The 23,485-nt window shown below is 71.5% G+C and carries 21 protein-coding genes; 12 read left to right on the forward strand and 9 right to left on the reverse strand.

The annotated features are described in order from the left end of the window. The first annotated feature begins 1 nt into the window (after position 1). From EWH70_RS00855 to EWH70_RS35350, 8 genes are all read left to right on the forward strand, one after another. Positions 2-1,213 carry a phosphoglycerate kinase gene (locus EWH70_RS00855; protein ID WP_276320528.1) on the forward strand — a complete coding sequence of 404 codons (1,212 nt, stop codon included), beginning with the start codon at positions 2-4 and terminating at the stop codon, positions 1,211-1,213. Beyond that, positions 1,213-1,998, forward strand: a complete 786-nt coding sequence (gene tpiA / locus EWH70_RS00860) for a triose-phosphate isomerase (protein ID WP_130473249.1) — start codon at positions 1,213-1,215, stop codon at positions 1,996-1,998. The genes EWH70_RS00855 and tpiA overlap by 1 nt, the downstream gene beginning before the upstream one ends. Before the next feature lie 74 nt (positions 1,999-2,072). Next, positions 2,073-2,303 carry a preprotein translocase subunit SecG gene (secG, locus tag EWH70_RS00865; RefSeq protein ID WP_130473250.1) on the forward strand — a complete coding sequence of 77 codons (231 nt, stop codon included), beginning with the start codon at positions 2,073-2,075 and terminating at the stop codon, positions 2,301-2,303. Positions 2,304-2,340: 37 nt separating this feature from the next. Continuing rightward, positions 2,341-2,682, forward strand: a complete 342-nt coding sequence (locus tag EWH70_RS00870) for an RNA polymerase-binding protein RbpA (RefSeq protein WP_130473251.1) — start codon at positions 2,341-2,343, stop codon at positions 2,680-2,682. Between the two features lie 16 nt (positions 2,683-2,698). Next, positions 2,699-3,523 (forward strand): DUF6346 domain-containing protein, encoded by an 825-nt coding sequence (locus tag EWH70_RS00875; RefSeq protein WP_130473252.1) that lies wholly within the window; start codon positions 2,699-2,701, stop codon positions 3,521-3,523. Positions 3,524-3,588: 65 nt separating this feature from the next. Then, positions 3,589-4,026: a YbaB/EbfC family nucleoid-associated protein gene (locus EWH70_RS00880; protein ID WP_130473253.1), complete on the forward strand. Its 438-nt coding sequence runs from the start codon at positions 3,589-3,591 to the stop codon at positions 4,024-4,026. A gap of 14 nt (positions 4,027-4,040) precedes the next feature. Further along, a complete protein-coding gene (locus EWH70_RS00885) occupies positions 4,041-4,352 on the forward strand; it encodes a type VII secretion target (protein ID WP_130473254.1) in 312 nt (103 codons plus the stop codon). Positions 4,353-4,354: 2 nt separating this feature from the next. Then, entirely contained in the window at positions 4,355-5,641 is a 1,287-nt protein-coding gene (locus EWH70_RS35350; RefSeq protein ID WP_165436104.1) for a hypothetical protein, read from the forward strand. A 160-nt stretch (positions 5,642-5,801) separates the two neighbouring features. Here the strand turns inward: EWH70_RS35350 and EWH70_RS00890 are convergent, their stop codons facing one another. From EWH70_RS00890 to tkt, 7 genes are all read right to left on the reverse strand, one after another. After that, a complete protein-coding gene (locus tag EWH70_RS00890) occupies positions 5,802-7,010 on the reverse strand; it encodes a sensor histidine kinase (protein WP_130473255.1) in 1,209 nt (402 codons plus the stop codon). A 1,054-nt stretch (positions 7,011-8,064) separates the two neighbouring features. Then, positions 8,065-8,844, reverse strand: coding sequence for a 6-phosphogluconolactonase (gene pgl, locus EWH70_RS00895; protein ID WP_130473256.1), 780 nt, complete (start codon positions 8,842-8,844; stop codon positions 8,065-8,067). Continuing rightward, entirely contained in the window at positions 8,841-9,821 is a 981-nt protein-coding gene (gene opcA / locus EWH70_RS00900; protein ID WP_130473257.1) for a glucose-6-phosphate dehydrogenase assembly protein OpcA, read from the reverse strand. Before opcA ends, pgl begins: the two co-directional genes overlap by 4 nt. Then, on the reverse strand, positions 9,818-11,344 hold the full coding sequence (gene zwf, locus EWH70_RS00905; RefSeq protein WP_130473258.1) for a glucose-6-phosphate dehydrogenase: 1,527 nt from the start codon (positions 11,342-11,344) through the stop codon (positions 9,818-9,820). Before zwf ends, opcA begins: the two co-directional genes overlap by 4 nt. Next, positions 11,341-12,969, reverse strand: coding sequence for a glucose-6-phosphate isomerase (locus EWH70_RS00910; protein WP_130473259.1), 1,629 nt, complete (start codon positions 12,967-12,969; stop codon positions 11,341-11,343). Before EWH70_RS00910 ends, zwf begins: the two co-directional genes overlap by 4 nt. Further along, entirely contained in the window at positions 12,966-14,093 is a 1,128-nt protein-coding gene (tal, locus tag EWH70_RS00915; protein ID WP_130473260.1) for a transaldolase, read from the reverse strand. The genes EWH70_RS00910 and tal overlap by 4 nt, the downstream gene beginning before the upstream one ends. A gap of 33 nt (positions 14,094-14,126) precedes the next feature. Next, positions 14,127-16,232, reverse strand: a complete 2,106-nt coding sequence (tkt, locus tag EWH70_RS00920) for a transketolase (protein ID WP_130473261.1) — start codon at positions 16,230-16,232, stop codon at positions 14,127-14,129. A gap of 308 nt (positions 16,233-16,540) precedes the next feature. Between tkt and EWH70_RS00925 the strand changes: the two genes are divergently transcribed. The 3 genes from EWH70_RS00925 to EWH70_RS00935 all read left to right on the forward strand — a co-directional run bounded on the left by EWH70_RS00925 (position 16,541) and on the right by EWH70_RS00935 (position 21,177). Next, positions 16,541-17,509 carry a heme o synthase gene (locus tag EWH70_RS00925; RefSeq protein WP_130473262.1) on the forward strand — a complete coding sequence of 323 codons (969 nt, stop codon included), beginning with the start codon at positions 16,541-16,543 and terminating at the stop codon, positions 17,507-17,509. A gap of 757 nt (positions 17,510-18,266) precedes the next feature. Continuing rightward, positions 18,267-20,570, forward strand: coding sequence for an ATP-binding domain-containing protein (locus tag EWH70_RS00930; protein WP_130473263.1), 2,304 nt, complete (start codon positions 18,267-18,269; stop codon positions 20,568-20,570). A 10-nt stretch (positions 20,571-20,580) separates the two neighbouring features. Further along, positions 20,581-21,177 carry an FKBP-type peptidyl-prolyl cis-trans isomerase gene (locus EWH70_RS00935; protein ID WP_130473264.1) on the forward strand — a complete coding sequence of 199 codons (597 nt, stop codon included), beginning with the start codon at positions 20,581-20,583 and terminating at the stop codon, positions 21,175-21,177. A gap of 72 nt (positions 21,178-21,249) precedes the next feature. On the opposite strand, the gene EWH70_RS00940 is transcribed toward EWH70_RS00935, so the two are convergent. Further along, positions 21,250-22,221: a quinone oxidoreductase family protein gene (locus EWH70_RS00940; protein WP_130473265.1), complete on the reverse strand. Its 972-nt coding sequence runs from the start codon at positions 22,219-22,221 to the stop codon at positions 21,250-21,252. A 94-nt stretch (positions 22,222-22,315) separates the two neighbouring features. On the opposite strand from EWH70_RS00940, the gene EWH70_RS00945 reads away from it, so the two are divergent. Next, positions 22,316-22,615, forward strand: coding sequence for a hypothetical protein (locus EWH70_RS00945; RefSeq protein WP_130473266.1), 300 nt, complete (start codon positions 22,316-22,318; stop codon positions 22,613-22,615). Here EWH70_RS00945 and EWH70_RS00950 read toward each other — a convergent pair. Then, positions 22,612-23,475, reverse strand: a complete 864-nt coding sequence (locus EWH70_RS00950; protein WP_130473666.1) for an acyl-CoA desaturase — start codon at positions 23,473-23,475, stop codon at positions 22,612-22,614. The genes EWH70_RS00945 and EWH70_RS00950 overlap by 4 nt on opposite strands. Positions 23,476-23,485 lie beyond the last annotated feature (10 nt).

The following is a 23,485-nucleotide window of genomic DNA, read 5'->3' on the forward strand; positions in this document are numbered from 1 at the left end:
GGTGCGGACTCTCGACGACCTGATCGCCGAGGGTGTCTCGGGTCGGCGCGTCCTTGTGCGCGCCGACCTGAACGTCCCCCTCGACGGCGAGACCATCACCGACGACGGCCGCGTCCGCGCCGCGCTGCCCACGCTGCGCAAGCTCGCCGGCGCGGGTGCGAAGGTCATCGTCACCGCCCACCTGGGCAGGCCCAAGGGCGAGCCGGACCCGAAGTTCTCGCTGGCGCCGGTCGCCGCGCGGCTCGGTGAGCTGCTCGGCACCGCGGTCCCGCTGGCGGCCGACCTGGTCGGTCCCGGCGCCCGGTCCGTGGTCGACGCGCTCGGCGACGGCCAGGTGGCACTGCTGGAGAACGTGCGCTTCGACGCCCGCGAGACCAGCAAGGACGAGAAGGAGCGGGCCGAGCTGGCCGGCGAGCTGGCCGCGCTGGCAGGCGACGCGGGCGCGTTCGTCTCCGACGGGTTCGGCGTGGTGCACCGCAAGCAGGCGTCGGTGTTCGACGTCGCCCGCGTGCTGCCCGCCTACACCGGCGGCCTGGTGCTGGCCGAGCTGGAGGTGCTGCGCACGCTGACCGAGGAGCCCGCCCGGCCCTACGTGGTCGTGCTCGGCGGGGCCAAGGTCTCCGACAAGCTGGGCGTCATCGCCAACCTGCTGACCAAGGTCGACCGGCTGCTCATCGGCGGCGGCATGGCCTACACCTTCCTCAAGGCCCAGGGCCACGAGGTCGGCAAGTCGCTGCTGCAGGCCGACCAGCTGGAGCAGGTCAGCGGCTTCCTGGCCGAGGCCGACAAGCGCGGCGTCGAGCTGGTGCTGCCGGTCGACGTGCTGGCCGCCACCGAGTTCGCCGCCGACGCCGAGCACGAGGCCGTCGACGCCACGGCGATCCCGGCCGACCGGCAGGGCCTGGACATCGGCCCGAAGACCCGCGAGCTGTTCGCCGGCAAGCTGGCCGACGCCGCGACGATCTTCTGGAACGGCCCGATGGGCGTGTTCGAGTTCGACGCGTTCGCCGGCGGGACCAGGGCGGTGGCCGAGGCCATCGCGCGGGGCGACGGGTTCAGCGTCGTCGGCGGCGGCGACTCCGCCGCGGCCGTGCGGCAGCTGGGCCTGCCCGAGGACGGCTTCTCGCACATCTCGACCGGCGGCGGCGCGTCGCTGGAGTACCTGGAGGGCAAGCAGCTGCCCGGCGTCTCCGTTCTGGAAGAGGGAAAGTAGTGGCACGCAAGACGTTCATCGCCGGCAACTGGAAGATGAACTGCAACCACCTCGAGGCGATCGCGCTGGTGCAGAAGATCGCCTTCGCGCTGCCGGAGAAGTACTACGCGAAGGTCGACGTCGCGGTGATCCCGCCGTTCACCGACATCCGCAGCGTGCAGACCCTGGTCGACGGCGACAAGCTCCTGCTCAGCTACGGCGCGCAGGACGTCTCGCCGCACGACTCCGGCGCCTACACCGGTGACGTGTCCGGCCCGATGCTGGCGAAGCTGGGCTGCAGCTACGTCGTCGTCGGCCACTCCGAGCGCCGCGAGTACCACGCCGAGGACGACGCGCTGGTCAACTCCAAGGTCCGGGCCGCGGTCAAGCACGGCCTGACCCCGATCCTGTGCGTCGGCGAGAAGCTGGACGTCCGCGAGGCCGGAACCCACATCGAGCACACCACCGCGCAGCTGGTGGCCGGGCTGGACGGGCTGAAGGCCGAGCAGGTACGCGGTGTGGTCGTGGCCTACGAGCCGGTGTGGGCCATCGGCACCGGCAAGGTGGCGACCCCGGCCGACGCCGAGGAGGTCTGCGCCGCGATCCGGGACACCCTGGCCGGGAAGTACGGCGCGGACGTCGCGGGTGACGTGCGGGTTCTCTACGGCGGTTCGGTCAAGTCGGGTAACATCTCCGACCTGGTCAAGTGCGACAACGTGGACGGTGCGCTCGTCGGGGGCGCGAGCCTGGACGGCGACGAGTTCACGAAGCTGTGCGCGCTGGCCGCCGGCGGGCCGCTGCCCTGAACCGGGTGATCACCCGGTAACCTTGGGCGAACCGGGACGCGGGATACGGGTTTCCACGACACACTGAGGGTGACATGAAGCTGGCGCTGCAAATTTTGTTGATCGTCTCCAGCGTGCTGCTGATCGTCGCGGTGCTGCTGCACCGTGGCCGCGGAGGCGGGTTGTCGTCGCTGTTCGGCGGCGGCATGCAGTCCAGCCTGGCGGGGTCGAGTGTCGCGGAGAAGAACCTGGATCGGTTCACGCTGTTCTTCGGGGCCATCTGGCTGATCAGCATCATCGGTCTCGGTTTGATCATGAAGCTCTGACCAGCCGTTACTCATCAACACCGGGGTGTGACAATTCATGGTTGGCGGTAACGCTATTCGGGGCACCAGAGTCGGTGCCGGCCCGATGGGCGAGTCGGAGCGCGGGGAGGCCGCTCCGCGTCGCCGGGTGTCGTACTGGTGCGCCAACGGGCACGAGGCCCAGCCCTCGTTCGCGTTGGACGCGGAGATTCCGGAGGAGTGGGACTGCCCCCGGTGCGGGCTGCCCGGCGGGCAGGACGAGCAGAACCCGCCCGCGGCCCCGCGTACGGAGCCGTACAAGACCCACCTGGCCTACGTGAAGGAGCGGCGCAGCGACGCCGACGGCGAGGCCATCCTCAGCGAGGCGCTGGAGCGCCTGCGCAAGCGCCGCGAGATCTGAACCAGCTGAACTCACGGTGAGTCCACCGGCCGGCGCCGGTGCCGGCGAACGGACCAGTCGCGGGCACCGGCGCTGGTCTGTTCTGAGCCCCGGTGAGCGGGCGCTGGTGGTCGTCCAGCTGCTCGTCCAGGGCGCCGTCCGGGCCGCCCTGGTGGTGTTCGCGCTCGTCGTCTTCCTGACGGCCACCCCGCTGATCGGCGGCAAGACCGGCCGGACAGGCACGGCCGAGCTGACCGGCTGCGCGTCCGGTGACCTGTTCGGCTGGGTCGTCGCCTGCCAGGCCCGGGTCACCTGGCCGGACGGCGAGATCACCACGCACAGGCTGGAATCGGCCGACCTCACCGCCGGCGACAGCGGCCGTTCCGTCCGGGCCGTCGAGCACGGCAGCGCCAGGGTGCCCACCGCGGTCGCGCTCGACCTGCCGCACCGGTACACCGCACTGGGCTGGTCGCTGCTCACCTCGGTGGCCGGGGTGGCGCTGCTGTGGCCGTACTGGTGGCGGGGACGACCACCGCGAGCGGGACCCGCCGTCGCCGTGCTGACCGGTTACTGGCTGATCGTCACCGGCGCGCTGGGAGCCGCGGTACCGCACCAGCCCGCCCTGACCGGGGTCACGATCGTCGCCGGGCACCTGGTGCTCGTCGCCGGGCTCGTCCGGTCCCGCAAACCCGCCGCCGGGCGGAAGGCCAGGCCCGTGGCCGGCTGGACGCTGCTCGCCGTGGCCGTCGCCGCCCTGCTGTGGGTGGTACTGGGCGGCCTGCCGTGGACGTCCACCGGGCTGCCGGTCGCGCTGCTGGTCGCGGGCATCCGCCTGGTGTGGCGCGCACGCCGTCCGCGGTGAGCGGGAACCGATGTGACACCTGGCACGTCGGAGTCCCGAGATCCCCGACTAGGACGGAACTGGGCATGACGGAGCAGCCGGAACCGCAGTGGCTCGCCGACATCAAACGGCAGGGCAAGCAGATGGTCGAGCAGTCCCAGCGACTTCAGGAGGAACTCGGCGGGCTGACCGAGACAGCGCAGTCCGACGACGGGGCCGTGCGGGTCAGCGTCGGCGCCGGCGGGGCGTTGTCCGGGCTGGAGATCGACCAGCGCGCCATGAGCAGGCAGAGCGCCGAGCTGTCCGCCGAGATCCTCCGGCTGGCCGCGCGGGCCCAGGCCGCCGCTGCCCGCCGCGCGATGGCCGTGGTGGCGCCGGTCGCGGGCGAGTCCGGCATGGACTTCCTGCGCAGTCAGCTGCCGTCCGAGGAGCCGGAGGAGGCCCCGGCGGCCCCGGCACCCGAGCGACGTGCCGGCGGGGACGACGACGAGCCGCCGCAGACGTTCATGCGGCGCGTGTACTGAGGGGAGACGGACTCATGGCACCGGGAAAGGGTTACACCGTCCGGCCGGGGGAACTGGCGCAGCACGGCGGCACGGTCGACGGGATCGCCGAGCGGATCCGCGGCGCCGCCGAGAAGGGCGGCGGGTTCACGTTCGGCATCGACACCTTCGGCATCGTCGGCCAGCTCTTCGCCGGTGACGCGCAGCGGGTCTCGCAGGAGGCCGTCCGGGAGATGAACGACTTCGCGGGCGACATCCGGGACCTGGCCGGCTGCGTACGCCAGGCGGGGCAGCTCTACCAGACCTCCGACGACGCGCTCGCTCAGCCGTTCAAGGGAGGGGAGTGACCATGACGGATCTGGACAGCGCGGAAGCCAGGACGGCGACAGCCGGTGCGGGCGTGGTCGACACGGCCCGCGCTACCGCCGCGGCCATCCAGGACGAGGACTGGGGCGAGTTCGCCGCCAGCGCGGGGGTTCTGGCACTGGACGGCCTCGCGGTGGCGGTGGACCCGGTCGGTGCGGCCCTGTCGGCGGGTGTCGGCTGGCTCATCGAGCACTTCGACCCGCTGACCAACCTTCTCGACAAGCTCGCCGGCGACCCGGCGGCCATCCAGGCCGGTGCGGACACCTGGACCGAGGTGCAGCGCGACCTCGAGGCGCTGGCCAGGGAAATCCCCGGTATGGCCGAGAAGGACCTGCCGAGCTGGTGCGGCGACGGCCGCGACGCCTACGACCGCAACGTCAAGGACTGCGCGGCCGGCGTCGAGGCACTGGCCGTCAGCGCGGGCAGCGCGGCGGCCGTGGTCGCCACCGCGGGCACGATGGTCGCCACCTGCCGGGCGCTGATCCGGGACATCATCGCCGCCGTCGTCGCCGAGCTGATCAAGGGCGCGCTGGCGGCCCTGGCGACCTCGGTGATCTCCTTCGGCGCGACCGTCGCGGGCTACATCACCTACGCCGTCGGCCGGATCGGCATGAAGATCGCCGAGATCAGCGCCAAGATCAGCAAGCTGCTGGCCAAGCTCGGCAAGGCAGGCGCGCACCTGGCCAAGGTTCTCGACGACATCGCCGCGGTGGGCGCCAAGGTCGGCAGCAAGCTGGGCAAGGCCGGCGGAGCGGTCGGCAAGGTCGCGCCCAACATGGGCACCAGGATCGCGTCGGCGGGGGACAACGTGGCCGCGGCCGCGTCGAAGGTCGACGACGTCGGCAAGGCCGTCGGCCGCGGCGCGGACAAGGTCAGCGGGATGGCCGACGACGTCGGCAACTTCGCGGCCCGCACCGGTTCGCGCAGCGGCGACATCGCCGCCAAGGGACGCGGCCTCATCGACAACGCGGGCGAGTACGGCAAGCGGGCGGGCGACGCGATCCGCAACGGGCCGCTGCCCCAGGGCGGGCTGCGTGACTTCGGCGAGACGTTCGGTCTGGTCAACAAGGGCGTCCTGCCGAACGTCCCGGGCATCGCGGCGCGGGGCATCGCCTACGAACCGCAGGCCTACGAGCAGAACGACGCCGAGGACATCGCCGAGGGCAACGCGGGCGCGAAGTACGACCAGTACGACGGCTACAACCGCAACGGCCGCCCGGGCGGGGACGGCTTCTACGACAACCGTCCCCGCGACGAGCAGGTGCGCTAGTGTCCGGCACCGGAAATCCGCTGAATAATTCGCCGGCCCAGCTTCCCGCTGGCGGCGTTGCCGGTCCGCCCGAGTACGGTCCAGTACGAGGGCGAACCGGCGCCTTGCCAGCGGAAACCTGGACTCGCCGACTTACGCACCGGACCTCCGGTGCAGGACACTAGCCGACCCCGGAGAGGGGGTACCGGGCGCGGACCCGGAAGCCCCCCTCGGGGGTGGGCTCGGTCTCGAACGTGCCGCCGAGCAGCTTGGCCCGCTCGGCCAGTCCGGTGAGACCGTGCCCGCCCGAGGGCAGGCCGGTCGTCGGCTCGCACGGCTGGTCGTTGTGAACCTCGACGCCCAGCGCGTTCTCCTCGCCGCCTACCCAGACCGTCGCCTTGGCGCCGGGGGCGTGCTTGTAGACGTTGGTCAGGCACTCCTGGACGGTGCGGTAGGCGGCGTTGGACACCGGGAACGGCAGCTGCTCGGGCAGCCGCTCCATGGTGAGCTGGACGGGCACGTCGGAGGTCCGGATCAGCTGGTGCAGCTGGTCGATTCCGGGCTGCGTGCTCTCGTCGTCGACGCCGGACCGCAGCACGCCCACCAGCGACCGCAGCTCCTCCAGGGTGCGGGTGCTCAGCTCGCGGATGGTCTGGGCGGCCTGCTGGGCCTCTCCGCCCGCCGACGACATCGACAGCACGCCCGCCTGCATGGCGATCAGCGTGATGTCGTGGGACACGACGTCGTGCATCTCCCTGGCCAGGCGCGCGCGTTCCTCCGCCCGGATGGCCTGGGCGTGCAGCTGGCGTTCACGGTCCCGGCTCTCGGCGAGTTCGGCCAGCCGTTCGGACAGCTCGGCCCGCGCGCGGAACAGCAGGCCCAGCGCCACCGGCATGCCGGCGACCACGACGCCGTAGATGCCGGCCAGGACGTGCTCCTGCCAGGTCTGGGCGACGAACTCGGGCAGCGGCCACTGGACGAACCGGCTGCACCAGACCAGCCCGAACCCGACGACCGTCTGCCAGCGCAGGCCGCGCTGGTGTGCCAGCGTGCCCAGCGCGACCATCGCGGCGATCTGGGCCCACCCGGTCAGGAACCCGGGGAAGGTCGCCACGACGACCAGGAACGGCAGCCTGCGGCGGAACAGCAGCGCCGCGCAGGAGAAGGCCGACAGCCAGCCGCTGTAGGCGGGGGCGTCGTGGGCGAAGTTGAGCCAGACGTCGAGTGCCGCGAGCGCGACGAAGGCGATGTCGAGGGCGAATGCGGGCACTGCCGGCTTGCGCAGCCACCGCTGCCAGTGGACGGTGGGCACGGTTATCTCGCGCGACCGGCTGATCACGTTGTTCCCGCCGCCCGTGATCCCGGGTATAGAGAGTCCCTCTGTGGTCACTGTTCGGACCTCCCCGCGTCTTGTGGACTTACTGGTGAGAGGTGCGCGCACCCCGATCGGGACGCGCAACAACGAACAAATGTGCGGATGCTAACGCGTCGGTAGGGTCCGGCGGTAACTTTCCCGCCGTTCAGCCGTACAGGTGTCCGATTATCGGACAGTGGACTGGTTGACCGTCAAGCGGACGCGCACGGCCGGTTGCCGGACACTGGATCGGTTCTCTGCAAGCTTCCTGCAAGCTCGGATCGCTAGTTTGAGTGACGTAACGAGAGCGTGAATGCGCGGGAAAAGGGTGCGTGGAATGCGTGCGGGAATTGCCGCCGCCGCACCCGGATGGCGTCGTATCGCCGGGCCGGTTTCGGTAAAAGGGCAATCTGTCCGCCCCGGCAATGCGCACTGGGGGTGACCCGGTGCTGTGTGCCGATCGGGGTCGGCGGCGGCACCGGGTCACGTAAAAGCTCGTGAAGGCCACCTTCACCACATGAGACGTCAGGGCCCCGGCAAAGTCCGGTGGCGGCCAGGGCGAGGTGGCTGGTCTCGAGCGTGGAACTCGTGTACCGGAACGCAGAACTCGCGTTCCTGAACGTAGAACTCGCGTGCGTGAGCGCAGAACTCACCATGTGGATCGGGTTCTCACGTGGTGCTGGTTGCCCGTGTGAACGGCCCGTTCGCGCGAGTCCTCCGTTCCCGACCCGCGAGTCGACCGTTCCGGACCCGCAAGTTGCACGTTCCTGCCCTCCTGGTCCCACTGTCCGGCACACCCGTCCCAGATCGCGAGACCAGTCCGTCATCGGCTGGCCGAACGGACCGTTCGCGCGACCGCGCCAGGCCGGAGCACGAGTTTCGCGTTCCTGAACACGACACTCACCATCCGGACCCGGCGTCCCAGCTCGTGAACGGCGCACCCGCGCCAACGGGCCACTCTCCGCGAGTCTCGTGTTCAGGAACGCGAGTCTCGTCTTCCGGAACGCGAATGGCGCGCTCCGGACCACCCGACTTTGCCGGGACCCTGAGATGAGACGTGCTGAAGGTGGCCTTCACGTGCTTGGGGGCCTCAGCCGACCGGCGGCTGGTAGACCTTCGACAGCTTGCCCGCCGCGGCCCGGTCCAGCAGCCACAGGGTGCGCCGCCGCCCGCGCGCGCCGGCCACCGGGATCTGCACCTCACCGGCGCCGGCCAGGGCCAGCGCCACGGCGTCCGCCTTCGCCTCGCCGGTGGTGACCAGCCAGACCTCCGCCGACCGCCGGATCGCGGGCAGCGTCAGCGACACCCGGGTGGGCGGCGGCTTCGGGCAGTTGCGCACCGGCACCACCGGCCGCTCGGTCTCGTAGACCGCGGGCGACTCCGGGAACACCGACGCCGTGTGCCCCTCACCGCCCAGGCCGAGCAGCGTCACGTCGAACGTCGGCACGTTGCCGTGGTCCTCCGGCTGTGCCCGCTGCGCCAGGACCCTGGCGTAGTCGGCGGCCGCCGCGTCCGGGTCGTCGCCGAACGGGCCGTCGGAGGCCGCCATGGCGTGCACCCGCGCCGGGTCGACCGGCACGTGGTCCAGCAGCGCCTCGCGGGCCTGCTTCTCGTTGCGCTCGTCGTCGTCGGCCGGGACGAACCGCTCGTCACCCCAGTACAGGTCCAGCCGCGACCAGTCGATCGCGTCCCGAGCGGGGGAGTCCCGCAGCTGCTTCAGGATGGCGATACCGGTTCCGCCGCCGGTCAGCACCAGCGACGCCGAGCCCTTCGCGGCCTGGACGTCGACCAGCCGGGTCACCAGCCGCGCGGCGACGGCCGCCGCCAGCAGCTCCGGGCCGGCGTGGACGACGACCTCCGGCGCGCTCACGAGCCCGCCTTTGCGGCGGCCTTCTTCTTGGCCGCCGGCGCCTTCTTCTTCGCCGTGGCCCCGGCCGCGAACTTGCCGAGACCCTGCAGCGCCGCCTCGTAGATCTCGTCCGGGTCGAGCCGCCGCAGCTCCTCGATCAGGCAGTCCTTGTTGTCCCGGCGCTGCAACGAGATCCGCCGGGTCGGCTGGCCCGGCTGGGTCAGCGTGCCCACCCGCCCGTCCGGCCGGTGCAGCTCGATCGGCCCGGACCGGCGGTCCAGCGTCACCGAGACGATGCCCTGCGCGCTGGTCGTCTTGACCCGCTTGACCGGCACCTTCAGGTAATAGGCCAGCCAGCCGGCCAGCAGCTCGGTGGACGGCGAGTCGGCCTCGCCGGTGACCGTCGCGCCGGTGATCTTCTCGTACGGCGGCAGATCCAGCGCCGACACCAGCTGCGCACGCCAGCGGGTCAGCCGTGTCCACGCCAGGTCGGTGTCGCCGTCGGTGTACGCCTTGGCCCGCGTGTTCAGCGCGCGGATCGGGTTGCGCTCGGCGGCCGAGTCGGTGATCCGCCGCTGCGCCAGCTCGCCCAGCGGGTCGCGCGCCGGGTCCTTCGGCCCGGTGCCCGGCCACCAGGTGACGATCGGCGCGTCCGGCAGCAGCAGCGGGATGACGGCGCTCTGCCCCTGACTGGCCAGCGGCCCGTACAGCCGCAGCACGATCACCTCGCTGGCACCGGCGTCCCCGCCGACCCGGATCTGGCCGTCGATGCGCGGCGCCGCCGTGCGGGCGCCCTTGGCCACCACGATCACCCGCGACGGGTGCTCGCGGCTGGCCTCGTTGGCCGCGTCGATGGCCTCCTCCAGCCGCTCGTCGTCGTCGGCGACGATGACCAGCGTCAGCACCCGGCCCAGCGCGACGGCACCGCCCCGCTCGCGCAGCTCGACCAGCTTCTTGTTCAGCTGCGACGTGGTGGTGGACGGAAGGTCGATGATCACGGGCGCCTCCAGTGCCTGCCGCTGCGTGCCAGGAGTTCCTCGGCCGACGGCGGCCCCCAGGATCCGGGCGGGTACGACTCGGGTTCTCCATGTTTGGCCCAGTAGTCCAGCACCGGGTCCAGGATCTTCCAGGACAGCTCGACCTCCTCGTTCACCGGGAACAGGGAGGGCTCGCCCAGCAGCACGTCCAGGATCAGCCGCTCGTAGGCCTCGGGGGAGGACTCGGTGAACGCGTGCCCGTAGCCGAAGTCCATGGTGACGTCGCGGACCTCCATCGTGGTCCCCGGCACCTTCGACCCGAACCGCATGGTCACGCCCTCGTCCGGCTGCACCCGGATCACCAGCGCGTTCTGCCCCAGCTCCTCGGTCGACGTCGAGTCGAACGGCAGGTGCGGCGCCCGCTTGAACACGACGGCCACCTCGGTGACCCTGCGGCCCAGCCGCTTGCCGGTGCGCAGGTAGAACGGCACCCCGGCCCAGCGGCGGGTCTGCACCTCCAGCGTCACCGCGGCGTAGGTCTCCGTGGTGGAGTCCTTGGCGAACCCGCCTTCCTGCAGCAGGCCGGGCACCTTCTTGCCGCCCTGCCAGCCACCGGCGTACTGCCCGCGCGCGGTGGTCTCGGCGAACGGCGTCACCGCGCGGGTCGCGCCCAGCACCTTGACCTTCTCCGCCCGCAGCGCCCTCGGCTCGAACGAGACCGGTTCCTCCATGGCGGTGAACGCCAGCAGCTGCAGCAGGTGGTTCTGGATGACGTCGCGTGCGGCGCCGATGCCGTCGTAGTACCCCGCGCGGCCGCCGAGGCCGATGTCCTCGGCCATGGTGATCTGCACGTGGTCGACGTAGTTGGCGTTCCAGATCGGCTCGAACAGCTGGTTGGCGAACCGCAGCGCCAGGATGTTCTGCACCGTCTCCTTGCCGAGGTAGTGGTCGATGCGGAACACCGACTCCTCGGGGAAGACGTCGTTGACGATGCCGTTGAGTTCCTGTGCGCTGCGCAGGTCGTGGCCGAACGGCTTCTCGATGACGACGCGGCGCCAGGTCTCGCCGTCCGACTGCGCCAGGCCGGAGCGGGCCAGCTGCTTGGTCACCACCGGGAACGCACCCGGCGGGATCGACAGGTAGAACGCCGTGTTCCCGCCGGTGCCGCGCTCGGCGTCGAGATCGCGCACGGTCTGCGCGAGCCGGTCGAACGCGTCGTCGTCGTCGAACGAGCCCTGCACGAACCGGATGCCCTCGGCGAGCCGGTTCCACACCGACTCACGAAAAGGGGTGCGGGCGTGCTCGGCGACCGAGTCGTGCACCAGCTCGCCGAAGTCCTGGTCGGCCCAGTCCCGCCGGGCGAACCCGACCAGCGAGAACCCGGCGGGCAGCAGCCCCCGGTGCGCGAGGTCGTAGATCGCCGGCATCAGCTTCTTGCGGGACAGGTCGCCGGTGACACCGAAGATCACCAGGCCGGACGGCCCGGCGATGCGGGGGAGCCGCTTGTCCCTCGGGTCACGCAGCGGGTTGGTCCACCGGCTCACCGGATCGCCTCCTGTACGGCCGCGACGAGCTGCGCGAGCCCCGCGGCCCGGTCGGTGAAGTGCAGCCGCAGCACCGGCCGCCCGTGCTCGGCCAGCACCTGGCCGTCGCCCAGTGCCTGGGCCAGCTGCAGGGTGCCCAGCGTGTACGGCCGGTCCGGCACCGCCAGGTCCTCCTCGGCGTCGCCGGTGATCTGCAGGAAGAACCCGTTCTGGTGCCCGCCCTTGTGGTACTGCCCGGTCGAGTGCAGGAACCGCGGCCCCCAGCCGAACGTCGTCTGCAGCCCGGTGCGCTTGGCCAGCTCACCCCGCAGCAGCGACGCCGAGGCGTCGTCGAGCCGGTCCAGGTAGGCCTGCACGGCCAGGTAACCGCCCGACCCGGTGGCCTGCCCGGCAAACCCGGTCAGTGCCTCGGTGAGGTTCGCGGCGGTGACGCCGAAACCCTGGACGGCGCCGTCGGTGAACGCCGGCTCCTGCGCCTGCCCGCCCTCGGGCCGGTCGAGCAGCGACCGCGCGGCCTTCTTGGCGGCCTCGACGTCGGGCTGGTCGAACGGGTTGATCCCGAGCAGCCTGCCGGCCAGCGCCGTGGCGTACTCCCAGAGCAGGAACTGGGCGCCCAGCGGGCCGGTGACCGAGATCTGCGCGCCGTCGGCGGCCGGGCCGACGGCGACGGCTGTCGCGTCGGCGCCGTGGTCGGCGAACCCGGGCGCCTGCGGACCCTCGACGGCCACCGGCAGCAGGCCGGTGCCCTCCTTGCCGGTCGACTCGGCGATCAGCTGCTCGGCCCAGTCGCCGAAGCCGGTGATGCCCGACCCGGTGTCGGCCAGCACCACCTTCTCCGCGCCGTCCTCGTGGGCCGCGCCGAGCGCGGCGGCCAGCCGGATCGCCGGGTTGTCCGGCGAGTCGGCGGCCAGCGCGTCGGCGACGCCGGCGGCCTGGTCGAGCAGGCGCGCGACGTCGGCACCGGCCAGCCCGGCGGGCACCAGGCCGAACGCCGTCAGCGCCGAATAGCGGCCGCCGACGTTCGGGTCGGCGAGGAAGGTCCTGCGGTAACCCTCCTTCTCCGCCAGTTCGGCCAGCGGAGAGCCGGGGTCGGTGACGACGACGATCCGGCTCGCGGCGTCGATCCCGGCCTCGCGGAACGCCTCGGCGAAGATCCGCCGGTGGCTGTCGGTCTCCACCGTGCCGCCGGACTTCGACGACACCACCAGCACCGTCCGGTCGAGGTCACCGGCGAGCGCGTCGGCGACCTGGCCGGGGTCGGTGGTGTCCAGCACCGTGAGCGCGACGCCCTCGGTCCCGGTGATCACCTCGGGGGCCAGCGACGAGCCGCCCATGCCGGCGAGCACCACCCGCTCGACGCCCTCGGAGCGCAGCTCGGCCCGCAGCGTCTCGATCTCGCCGATCAGCGGCCGCGAGCTGCGGTGCAGTGTCGTCCAGGACAGCCGGATCGACGCCTCGGGCTCGGCCGCGGGACCCCACAGCGTGGCGTCCTGCGCGGTCAGTTTCGAGGCGACCTGGCCCGCGGCCAGCGCCGCCGCCGCGGACTCGGCCCTGGCGGCCAGTGCCGGATCGACGATCGTGACGGTGGTGGAGCCGACATCCCCCTGCTGTACGTGCTCGGTCACTCCGCCGCGCCGCCCTTCGCCTTCTCCAGCTGGCCGGTGACCGTGTCGAGCAGCTCGGTCCACGACTTCTCGAACTTCTCCACGCCCTCGTTCTCCAGCGTGAGGAAGACGTCGGTGATGTCGACGCCCGCCGCGGACAGCTTGTCGAACACCGCCTTGGCCTGCTCGCCGGTGCCGGTCACCGTGTCGCCGGTGATCTCGGCGTGGTCGGCGACCGCATCGATGGTCTTCTCCGGCATCGTGTTGACCACACCGGACACGACGAGCTGGTCGACGTACCGGGTGTCCGAATAGGACGGATCCTTGACCCCGGTGGACGCCCACAGTGGACGCTGCGGGTTGGCGCCCTCCTTGACCAGCGCCTGCCAGCGCTCGGAGGAGAACAGCTCCTCGAACGCCGAGTAGGCCAGGCGGGCGTTGGCGATCGCGGCCTCACCGCGCAGCGCGGTGGCCTCGTCGGTGCCGATCGCCGCCAGCCGCTTGTCCACCTCGGCGTCCACCCTGGACACGAAGAACGAGGCGACCGAGTGGATGCCGCGCAGGTCGTGGCCGTTGGCCTTGGCCTGCTCCAGCCCGGCGAAGAACGCGTCGATCACCGCGCGGTAGCGCTCCACGGAGAAGATCAGCGTGACGTTGACGCTGATGCCCTCGGCCAGCGTGCGGGTGATGGCGGGCAGACCCTCCTCGGTGGCCGGGATCTTCACCAGCAGGTTGGGCCGGTCGACGGTCTTCCACAGGTCCTTGGCCTCGGCCACCGTCTTGTCGGTGTCGCGGGCCAGCCGCGGGTCCACCTCGATCGACACCCGGCCGTCGACCCCGTTCGTGGCGGTGTAGACGTCGCGGAACAGGTCGGCCGCGTTGCGGACGTCGGTGGTGGTGAACTCGCGGACCGCCGCGTCGGTGTCGGCACCGCGGGCCACCAGCTCACGCAGCTGCGGGTCGTAGGACTCGCCCTTGGACAGCGCGTTGGCGAAGATCGTCGGGTTGGTGGTCACGCCGACCACGTGCCGGTCGCGGATCAGCTCGGCCAGGTTGCCCGACTCCAGGCGCTCCCTGGACAGGTCGTCCAGCCAGATGGACACGCCGGCGGCGGACAGTTGTGCCAACCGGTCTGTGCTGTTCATGACCTCGTCATCCCCTTAGATTCGGTTACGTAGTCAGGAGTCCTGCGTCTTGGCCAGCGAGCGCCGCGCCGCGTCGACCACCGCGTCGGCGGTGAAGCCGAACTCGCGGAACAGCGTGGCGTAGTCGGCCGAGGCACCGAAGTGCTCGATCGACACGATCTCGCCGGCGTCGCCGACGAACCGGTGCCACGGCTGGGCCACCCCCGCCTCCACGGCGACCCTGGCCTTGACGGTCGGCGGGATCACCGCGTCGCGGTAGCTCTGTTCCTGCTGGTCGAACCACTCGACGCAGGGCATGGAGACCACACTGGCAGGAACGCCCTGCTCCTCCAGCCTGTTCCTGGCCTCCACCGCGAGCTGCACCTCGGAGCCGGTGGCGATGAGCACCACCTCCGGGCTGCCGTTGGACGCCTCGGCCAGCACGTAGCCGCCCTTGGCGACGCCCTCGGCGTTGGTGCCCTCCAGCACCGGCACGTTCTGCCGGGTCAGCGCGATGCCCGACGGGTGGTGGACGTCCTCCAGCACCGCCTTCCACGCCGCGGCCGTCTCGTTGGCGTCGGCCGGGCGCACCACGTTGAGGCCGGGGATGGCCCGCAGCGCGGCGAGCTGCTCGATCGGCTGGTGCGTCGGGCCGTCCTCGCCGAGGCCGATCGAGTCGTGCGTCCAGACGTAGATGACCGGCGCCTTCATCAGCGCGGCCAGCCGGACCGGCGGGCGCATGTAGTCGGAGAAGATCAGGAACGTCGCGCCGTAGGGGCGGGTGCCACCGTGCAGCGCGATGCCGTTGAGGATCGACCCCATCGCGTGCTCGCGGACGCCGAAGTGCAGCGTGCGGCCGTAGGGGTTGGCCTTCCACATGCCGGTGGAGGCCTTCTCCGGGCCGAACGAGTCGGCGCCCTCCATCGTGGTGTTGTTGCTCTCGGCCAGGTCGGCCGAACCGCCCCACAGCTCCGGCAGCACGTCGGCCAGCGCGTTGAGCACCGCGCCGGACGCCTTGCGGGTGGCCACACCCTTGGGGTCGGGCTCCCAGGACGGCAGGTTGTCGGCCCAGCCCTCGGGCAGCGAGCGGGCGGCCAGCCGGTCGGCCAGCGCCTTGCGCTCCGGGTTGGCCGCGGCCCACGCGTCGAAGCGCTCCTGCCACTGTGCCCTGGCGGTCTTGCCGCGCTCCAGCGCCTTGCGGGTGTGGGCGATGACCTCGTCGTCGACCTGGAAGTTGCGCTGCGGGTCGAAGCCGAGGATCTCCTTGACCGCGGCCACCTCGTCGGCGCCCAGCGCGGCACCGTGTGCCTTGCCGGTGTTCATCTTGTTCGGCGCCGGGAAGCCGATCACCGTGCGGAGCAGGATGAACGAGGGCCGGGTGGTCTCCGCCTTGGCCGCGGCGATGGCCTCCTCGAACGCGACGACGTCCTCGCCGCCGTCGACGACCTGCACGTGCCAGCCGTAGGCCTCGTACCGCTTGGCGGTGTCCTCGGACAGCGCGATCGTGGTGTCGTCCTCGATGGAGATCTTGTTGTCGTCGTAGATCACCACCAGGTTGCCCAGTTCCTGCCTGCCTGCGATGGACGACGCCTCGGAGGTGACGCCCTCCTCGATGTCACCGTCGGAGGCGATCACGTAGACGTGGTGGTCGAACAGGCTCTCGCCGGGGGCCGGGTCCGGGTCGAGCAGGCCGCGCTCGCGGCGGGCCGCCATGGCCATGCCGACCGCGTTGGCCAGGCCCTGGCCCAGCGGGCCGGTGGTGGTCTCCACGCCCGGCGTGTGCCGGTACTCCGGGTGACCCGGCGTCCTGGAGTCCCACTTGCGCAGCTGCTCGAGGTCCTCGATCTCCAGGCCGTAGCCGGCCAGGTACAGCTGGATGTAGAGGGTCAGGCTGGAGTGCCCGGCCGACAGGATGAACCGGTCCCGCGCCGGCCACTCCGGGTCGGCGGGGTCGTGACGCATGATCCGCTGGTACAGCGAGTAGGCGACCGGCGCCAGGCTCATGGCCGTGCCGGGGTGGCCGCTGCCACAGTTCTCCACCGCGTCCGCGGCGAGCACTCGCACGGTGTCCACCGCCCGGGTGTCCACGTCAGTCCAGTCGGCGGGGTAGTTCCGCCGGATCAGTGGGTTGTTCTCGCTGGTGGAGGCGGTTTGGGACACTGGACTCGAACTCCCCGTCTTTCTGGTTGCCACGTGCTCGGGTACTGCTACGCGCTGCGTTTCGCCCGTGTTCTCCCCCCGTCGTACTCAATCGATCCGGAAGGGACGATATTCCTGCTTGGACGGGCGCGCACGCGCACGCGCGGTCAGCCTAACGTTTCGGGTACCCGGCCGTTCGGCGACGACACCCGGTGACCCCCGGAGATGGGGCGAAACGGCAACAACTACGATCTGTCGGAGAGGGCGCGCCGAGCCCACCAGAAGATCGACTTCGTGCGCGCATCCCCGAACCTGACGCAGGGAGCCAGATGTCGTTGGTGCACGCTGCGCACGGCCGCAGCGCCGTGCCCCCGGCCGGTGCGGGACCGAGCGACGGCAAACGGTCGCCGCGTCAGGTCATCGCCGCCTACGCGGCGCTGGCCAAGCCGCGGGTCATCGAGCTGCTGCTGGTGACCACCATCCCGGCCATGTTCCTCGCGGGCCGGGAGATCCCGTCCCCGCTGCTGGTGCTGGCCACGCTGGTCGGCGGCACGATGGCCGCGGGCAGCGCCAACGCGCTGAACTGCGTCATCGACGCCGACATCGACAAGGTGATGAACCGCACGAAGCGCCGCCCGCTGGTGCGCGATTCGGTGCCCCGGCTGGGTGCGCTGATCTTCGGCGTCGCGCTGGGTGTGGCGTCGGTCGCGGTGCTGTGGACGACGGTCAACCTGCTGGCCGCGATCCTCGCCGTGGCGACCATCCTGTTCTACATCTTCGTCTACACGCTGGTGCTCAAGCGCCGGACGCCGCAGAACGTCGTGTGGGGCGGGGCCGCGGGCTGCATGCCGGTGGTGATCGGCTGGGCCGCGGTGACCGGCACCGTCGAGTGGCCCGCGTTCGTCATGTTCGGTGTGATCTTCTTCTGGACCCCGCCGCACACCTGGGCGCTGGCCATGAAGTACCGCGAGGACTACGAGCGCGCCGGGGTTCCGATGCTGCCCGTGGTCGCCACGCCGCAGCACGTGGCCAAGCAGATCGTCATCTACTCGTGGGTGATGGTCGTCTGGACGCTGCTGCTGGTCCCGGCGACGAGCTGGCTGTACGCGAGCTTCGCGGCGCTGGCGGGCGGCTGGTTCCTGTTCTACGCGCACCGGCTGTACTCCGCCGTGCGGGCGGGGGAGAAGACCAAGCCGATGTCGCTGTTCCACCGCTCGAACACGTACCTGATGATCGTGTTCTGCGCCCTGGCCGTCGACGCCGCAATCGGCCTGCCGGTACTGGGCCTGCCCTTCTGACCGGTCCCCGGCCCACGGCCAAAGCACGTGAAGGCCATCTTCATCAGGTGGGGCGGCAGGGTCCCGGCGAAGCCGGGTGGTCCGGAGCGCGTCATTCGCGTTCCTGAAGACGAGACTCGCGTTCCTGGGCACGAGACTCGCGGCGGGTGGTCCGGTGGCGCTCGCGGGCTGGGATGCGGGGTCCGGATGATGAGTGTCGTGTTCGGGAACGCGAATGACGTGTTCAGGAACGCGAAACTCGTGCTCCGGCCCGGCGCGGTCGCGCGAGCGGTCCGTTCGGCCAGCCGGTGACGGGCTGGTCTCGCGATCTGGAACTGGCGTGTCGGACAGTGGGACCAGGCGAGCGGGAACGGGAACGTGCAACTCGCGGGTCCGCAACGGTCGACTCGCGGGTCGGGAACGGAGGACTCGCGCGAGCGGCCCGTTCACGCGCGGCGATCGGCACGAGGTGAGAACCGGAGTCCACATCGTGAGTTCTGCGCTCACGCACGCGAGTTCTGCGTTCCGGCACGCGAGTTCTACGTTCCGGTACACGAGTTCCACGCTCGAGACCAGCCACCTCGCCTGACCGCCACCTGACTTTGCCGCGGCCCTGACGTGTGACGTGGTGAAGGTGGCCTTCACGTGCCTTGAGCGACAGCCGCTCGCGCATACCGCACTCACCCTCGTGAAGAAAAGTCGCCGAACGGGGAATCTTCCCGGCGGGCGGCGCGTTGGTAACTCGCCGAACCGCTAGCCGAGGGAAAGAGGGTGGCTCTTGTCCGTGTCCCCGAACAGGGCAAACACCGAGACAGAGACCGAGATCGCCATCGAGCAGGAGTACGTCTGCGCACTGTACGACAAACTCGACACCGAACGTGAGGTCGCGCAGCGGCGCCTCACCGACACACTGCGGCAGAGCGGCGGTCTGCCGCAGGCCCGGACCGAGCGGGACGCCTCGGCCCGGCTGCACTCCGAGCGGCTGGCCCAGCTGGGGGCCGTCGAGCAGGGCCTGTGCTTCGGCAGGCTCGACTTCCTCGACCCGGACCGGGACGGGCCCGCCTACATCGGCAGGCTGGGCCTGTTCGACGAGGGCGACGACTACCGCCCGCTGCTGCTGGACTGGCGCGCACCCGCGTCCCGGCCGTTCTACCTCGCCACCGCCGCCTCGCCGGACGGCGTGCGCAGGCGGCGGCACATCCGGACGCTGACCCGCAAGGTCGTCGGCATCGACGACGAGGTGCTCGACCTCACCGAGGCCGAGGACCGCGGCCGCAGCGAACTGGGCCTGGCCGGCGAGGCCGCGCTGATGGCCGCCCTCACCAAGCGCCGCACCGGTGAGATGGGCGACATCGTCTCCACCATCCAGGCCGAGCAGGACCGCATCATCCGCGACGGCCTCAACGGCGTCCTGGTCGTCCAGGGCGGGCCGGGCACCGGCAAGACCGCCGTCGCGCTGCACCGTGCCGCGTTCCTGCTCTACACCTACCGCGAGCAGCTGGACCGCCGGGGCGTGCTGGTGATCGGGCCGAACGACACGTTCCTGCGCTACATCGGCCAGGTGCTGCCGTCGCTGGGCGAGACCGGTGTGGTGCTCACCACGGTCGGCGGGCTGTTCCCCGGCGTGGAGCCCACATCGGCCGACAGCAGGCTCGCCGCCGAGGTCAAGGGCCGGATCACCATGGTCGACGTGCTCACCCAGGCCGTGGCCGACCGCCAGGTGCTGCCCGAGCCCGGCACCCAGGTCGAGGTGGAACGCGACACGCTCGACCTCGACCCGGAGGTGTGCGCGCGGATCCGGGACAGGGCCAGGGCCACCCGCAGGCCGCACAACCTGGCCCGGCCGGTGTTCGTCGACGGGCTGCTGGACGCCCTCGCCGAGCAGGCCGCGCTGAAGCTGGAGTCGTCCGTGCTGGACGGCCTGCCGGACATCCCCGTCTCCGGGGACGAAGACCCGGACGCACCGGTGCTGGACCCCGGCGACGTCGCGGAGATCCGCGCCGAGCTGGCCGCCGACCCGAACGTCCGGGCGGCGATCGACGCGCTGTGGCCCGCGCTGACCCCGCAGCGGGCCCTGGCCGACCTGCTGTCCTCGCCCGAACGGCTGCACAGTGCCGCCGCGCGGTGGCTGACCGCCGAGGAACGCGCCGCGCTGGTGCGGGAGCGCGGCCGGGCGTGGACGCCGGCGGACGTGCCGCTGCTCGACGAACTGGCCGAGCTGCTGGGGGAGGACGACCGGCAGAAGCAGGCCACGCGGGCCCGCCGGGAACGCGAGCAGCGGGCCTACGCCGAGGGTGTGCTGCACATCATGGACCAGGACGACGAGCTGGCCGACGAGGAGATCCTGCGGGTCGGCGACATCCTGGACGCCGAGCTGTTCGCCGAGCGCCAGCAGCGGCGCAGCGAGCTGACCGTCGCCCAGCGCGCGGTGCGGGACCGCAAGTGGACCTTCGGGCACGTCATCGTCGACGAGGCGCAGGAGCTGTCGGCGATGGACTGGCGGACGCTGATGCGCCGCTGCCCGAGCAGGTCGATGACGCTGGTCGGTGACGTCGCGCAGACCGGTTCCGCGGCCGGGTCGACGTCGTGGTCGCAGGCGCTCTCGCCCTACGTCGAGGACCGCTTCCGGGTGGCCGAGCTGACCGTCAACTACCGCACGCCCGCCGAGATCATGGACTTCGCCGCCGGCGTGCTGCACAAGGTCGACTCGGATGCCGAGGTGCCGGTGTCGGTACGCAGCACCGGTGTCGAACCGTGGCACCGCACCGAAGCCGACCCGGCGGCCGGTCTTCGGTCCATTGTGGACCGGGAGCTGGCCGAGGTGGACGGCGGGACGGTGGCCGTGCTGAGCCCGGCGGGGCGGCTGGGCGAGCTGCCGCTGACGCCGGACGAGCGGCTGACCGTGTCGACCGTGGAGCGGGTCAAGGGCCTGGAGTTCGACGCCGTGGTGGTCGTGGCGCCGGACGAGATCGTCGCCGAGTCGCCGCAGGGGCTCAACGACCTGTACGTGGCGCTCACCAGGGCGACCCAGCGGCTGGGCGTGGTGCATACCGGGGCCGACGAGTTCGGTGGTGCCGGTTAGGCTCCACGGCATGCGCAAACCAGGCATGATCATGGTCGCGGTGGCGGCCGCCGCGTTGACGCTGGCGGCCTGCACACCGTCGGAAGAGGATTCCCCGCTGCCACCCGGTGCGCAGCCGTCGACGGCACACACCCCGCCGCCCCCGGCGGGTGCCGCGCCGCCGCCGGTGCCGCCGCCCGCCCCGCGGCCGGAGGGACCGGAGTGCACCGTCGACCAGATCGAGGTCAAGGGTGACAAGGGCGAGAAGCCCGAGATCACCCTGCCCCAGGGCTGCGCGCCGCCCACCAAGGTGCTGACCAAGGACCTGGAGCCGGGCACCGGCCGTCCGGCGGCCAACGGCATGCCGCTGCAGATGAACTACCTGCTGATGACCTGGTCGGACAAGAACATCGTGGACAACTCCTACGACCGGGGTCAGCCGTTCGAGCTGACGCTGGGCGAGGGCAGGGTCATCCCGGGCTGGGAGGAGGGCCTGCAGGGCATCTACCAGGGTGGCCGGCGTGTCCTGGTGATCCCGCCGGACAAGGGCTACGGCCCGCAGGGCAAGGCCCCGGTGAAGCCGAACGAGACCCTGGTGTTCGTCGTGGACGCCGTCAAGGTCGGCTGACACTCCCGGGCACAAGCACGTGAAGGCCACCTTCACTACGTCTCACGTAGTGAAGGTGGCCTTCACGTGCTGTCAGGGCAGCAGGAGCAGCTTCCCGCTGGTGCGGCGGCCCTCCAGGTCCTCGTGGGCGCGGCGCGCCTCGGCCAGCGGGTAGCGGCCGCCGATGGTGATCGTCAGGTCCCCGGCGATCACCGCGTCGAACAGCTCACCGGCCCGCCAGTCCAGCTCGTCGCGGGTACGGGTGTAGTCCTTCGCGGTCGGCCGGGTCAGGAACAGTGAGCCGCCCGAGTTGAGCCGCTGCGGGTCCAGCGGCGGCACCGGGCCGCTCGCGGCACCGAACAGCACCAGGATGCCCCGGGTCCGCAGGCTGGCCAGGCTTCCGTCCACAGTGGACTTGCCGACGCCGTCGTACACCGCGGCGACGCCCTCACCACCGGTCAGCTCCCTGGTCTTCTCGGCGAAGTCCACCTGGTCGTAGCGGATCACCTCGTCCGCCCCGGCCTCGCGGGCCGCCCGGGCCTTCTCCTCGGTCGACACCGTGCCGATCACCCGCGCGCCGCGGGCCTTGGCCAGCTGGGTCAGCAGCAGCCCGACGCCGCCGGCGGCCGCGTGAACGAGGATCGTGTCGCCGCTGACCACCGGGTAGGTGGAGGCGACCAGGTAGTGCGCGGTGATGCCCTGCAGCAGCGTGGCCGCCGCGACGTCGTCGGAGATCGAGTCGGGCACCCGCACGGCGGACGACGCCGGGACGAGCGCCTGCCGGCTGTAGCCGCCGAGCACGCCCTGCCAGGCCACCCGGTCGCCCTCGGCGAAGCCGGTGACGCCCTCGCCGACCGCGGCGACGCGGCCCGCGCCCTCCTGGCCGAGGGTGAACGGCAGCTCCAGCGGGTAGATGCCGGCGCGGTGGTAGGTGTCGATGTAGTTGACCCCCGCGGCGGCGACGTCCACCAGCAGCTCACCGGGCCCGGGCGAGCGCTCCGGCACGTCGGCGACCTCCAGGACCTCCGGCCCTCCCGTGCGCGCGACCCGAATCGCAGTGGGCATCCGCTCCTCCTTCGTCTTGGCCAGTTGCCGGGTACAACTATGGCCGTCACCACGGTGTTCCGCGTTCCGGGGAGTGGACCTCTATGCTCGGGGCGTGGCTGAGAAAGAGGACACCCCGGCGCCGACCGCCCGCCAGCTGGCCGCCGCTCGCCGGTTCGTCGAACAGCACGGCACGCCGGCCAAGGCCGTCGTGGAGCGGATCGGCCGCGGTGGCGCGCGGGTGGTGCTCGTCGGTCACGACGGCGCGCTCGGCGACGTCGTCGTCCCCGCCCCGGAGACCGGCGACGCGCTGGTGGCCGCCGTCGCGGACCTGGAACCGTCCGAGTGGGACTCCGAGCTGGTGAACGCGACCGCGATCGGTGCCGCGCACCGGCGCCGGATGGCCGGCCGCTAGACCTTCAGGCGGGCGGCCAGCCGTTCGGGCCTCGGCCAGCGGACGTCGCGGGCCCAGCCGAGCTTCTCGAAGATCCAGATGAGCCGGGCCGACACGTCGACCTGGCCCCGGAGCACGCCGTGCCGCGCGCAGGTCGGGTCGGAGTGGTGCGAGTTGTGCCAGGACTCGCCCATGGACAGCAGCGCGAGCGGCCAGAAGTTGGCTGCGCGGTCGCGGCTGGTGAACGGCCGGTCGCCGATGAGGTGACAGATCGAGTTGACCGACCAGGTCACGTGGTGCAGGAACGCGATCCGCACCAGCCCGGCCCAGAAGAACGCGGTCACCGCGCCCCAGACCGACCAGCTGAGCAGGCCGCCGAGCAGGGCGGGAACGGCCAGGCTGAGCGTCGTCCACAGCCAGAACAGCCGGTTGACCACCCGCAGGTCGGCGTCGGCGAGCAGGTCGGGGGCGAAGCGCTCGTAGCTGGTGACCTCCCTGCCGAACATCCAGCCCATGTGGGAGTGCCAGAACCCGCGGGCCAGCGCTCCCGGGCCGGTGCCGAACAGCCACGGCGAGTGCGGATCGCCCTCGCGGTCGGCGAAGGCGTGGTGCCTGCGGTGGCTGGCCACCCAGAAGAACACCGAGCCCTGCACGGCGGTGCCACCGGCGACGGCCAGTGCGATCCGCAGTGGACGGTTGGCCTTGAAGGCGCCGTGGGTGAGGTAGCGGTGGTAGCCGACGGTCACGCCGAGCGTGCCGACGACGTAGAACACGCCGGCCAGCGTCAGGTCGAGCCAGGTCAGCCCCCAGCCCCAGGCCAGCGGCACGGCCGCGACCAGCGCGGCGAACGGGATCAGCAGGAACGCTTTGAGGACCACCATCTCGACGGCC

This window comes from Amycolatopsis suaedae (assembly GCF_004214935.1).
GTDB classification, from domain to species: domain Bacteria; phylum Actinomycetota; class Actinomycetes; order Mycobacteriales; family Pseudonocardiaceae; genus Amycolatopsis; species Amycolatopsis suaedae.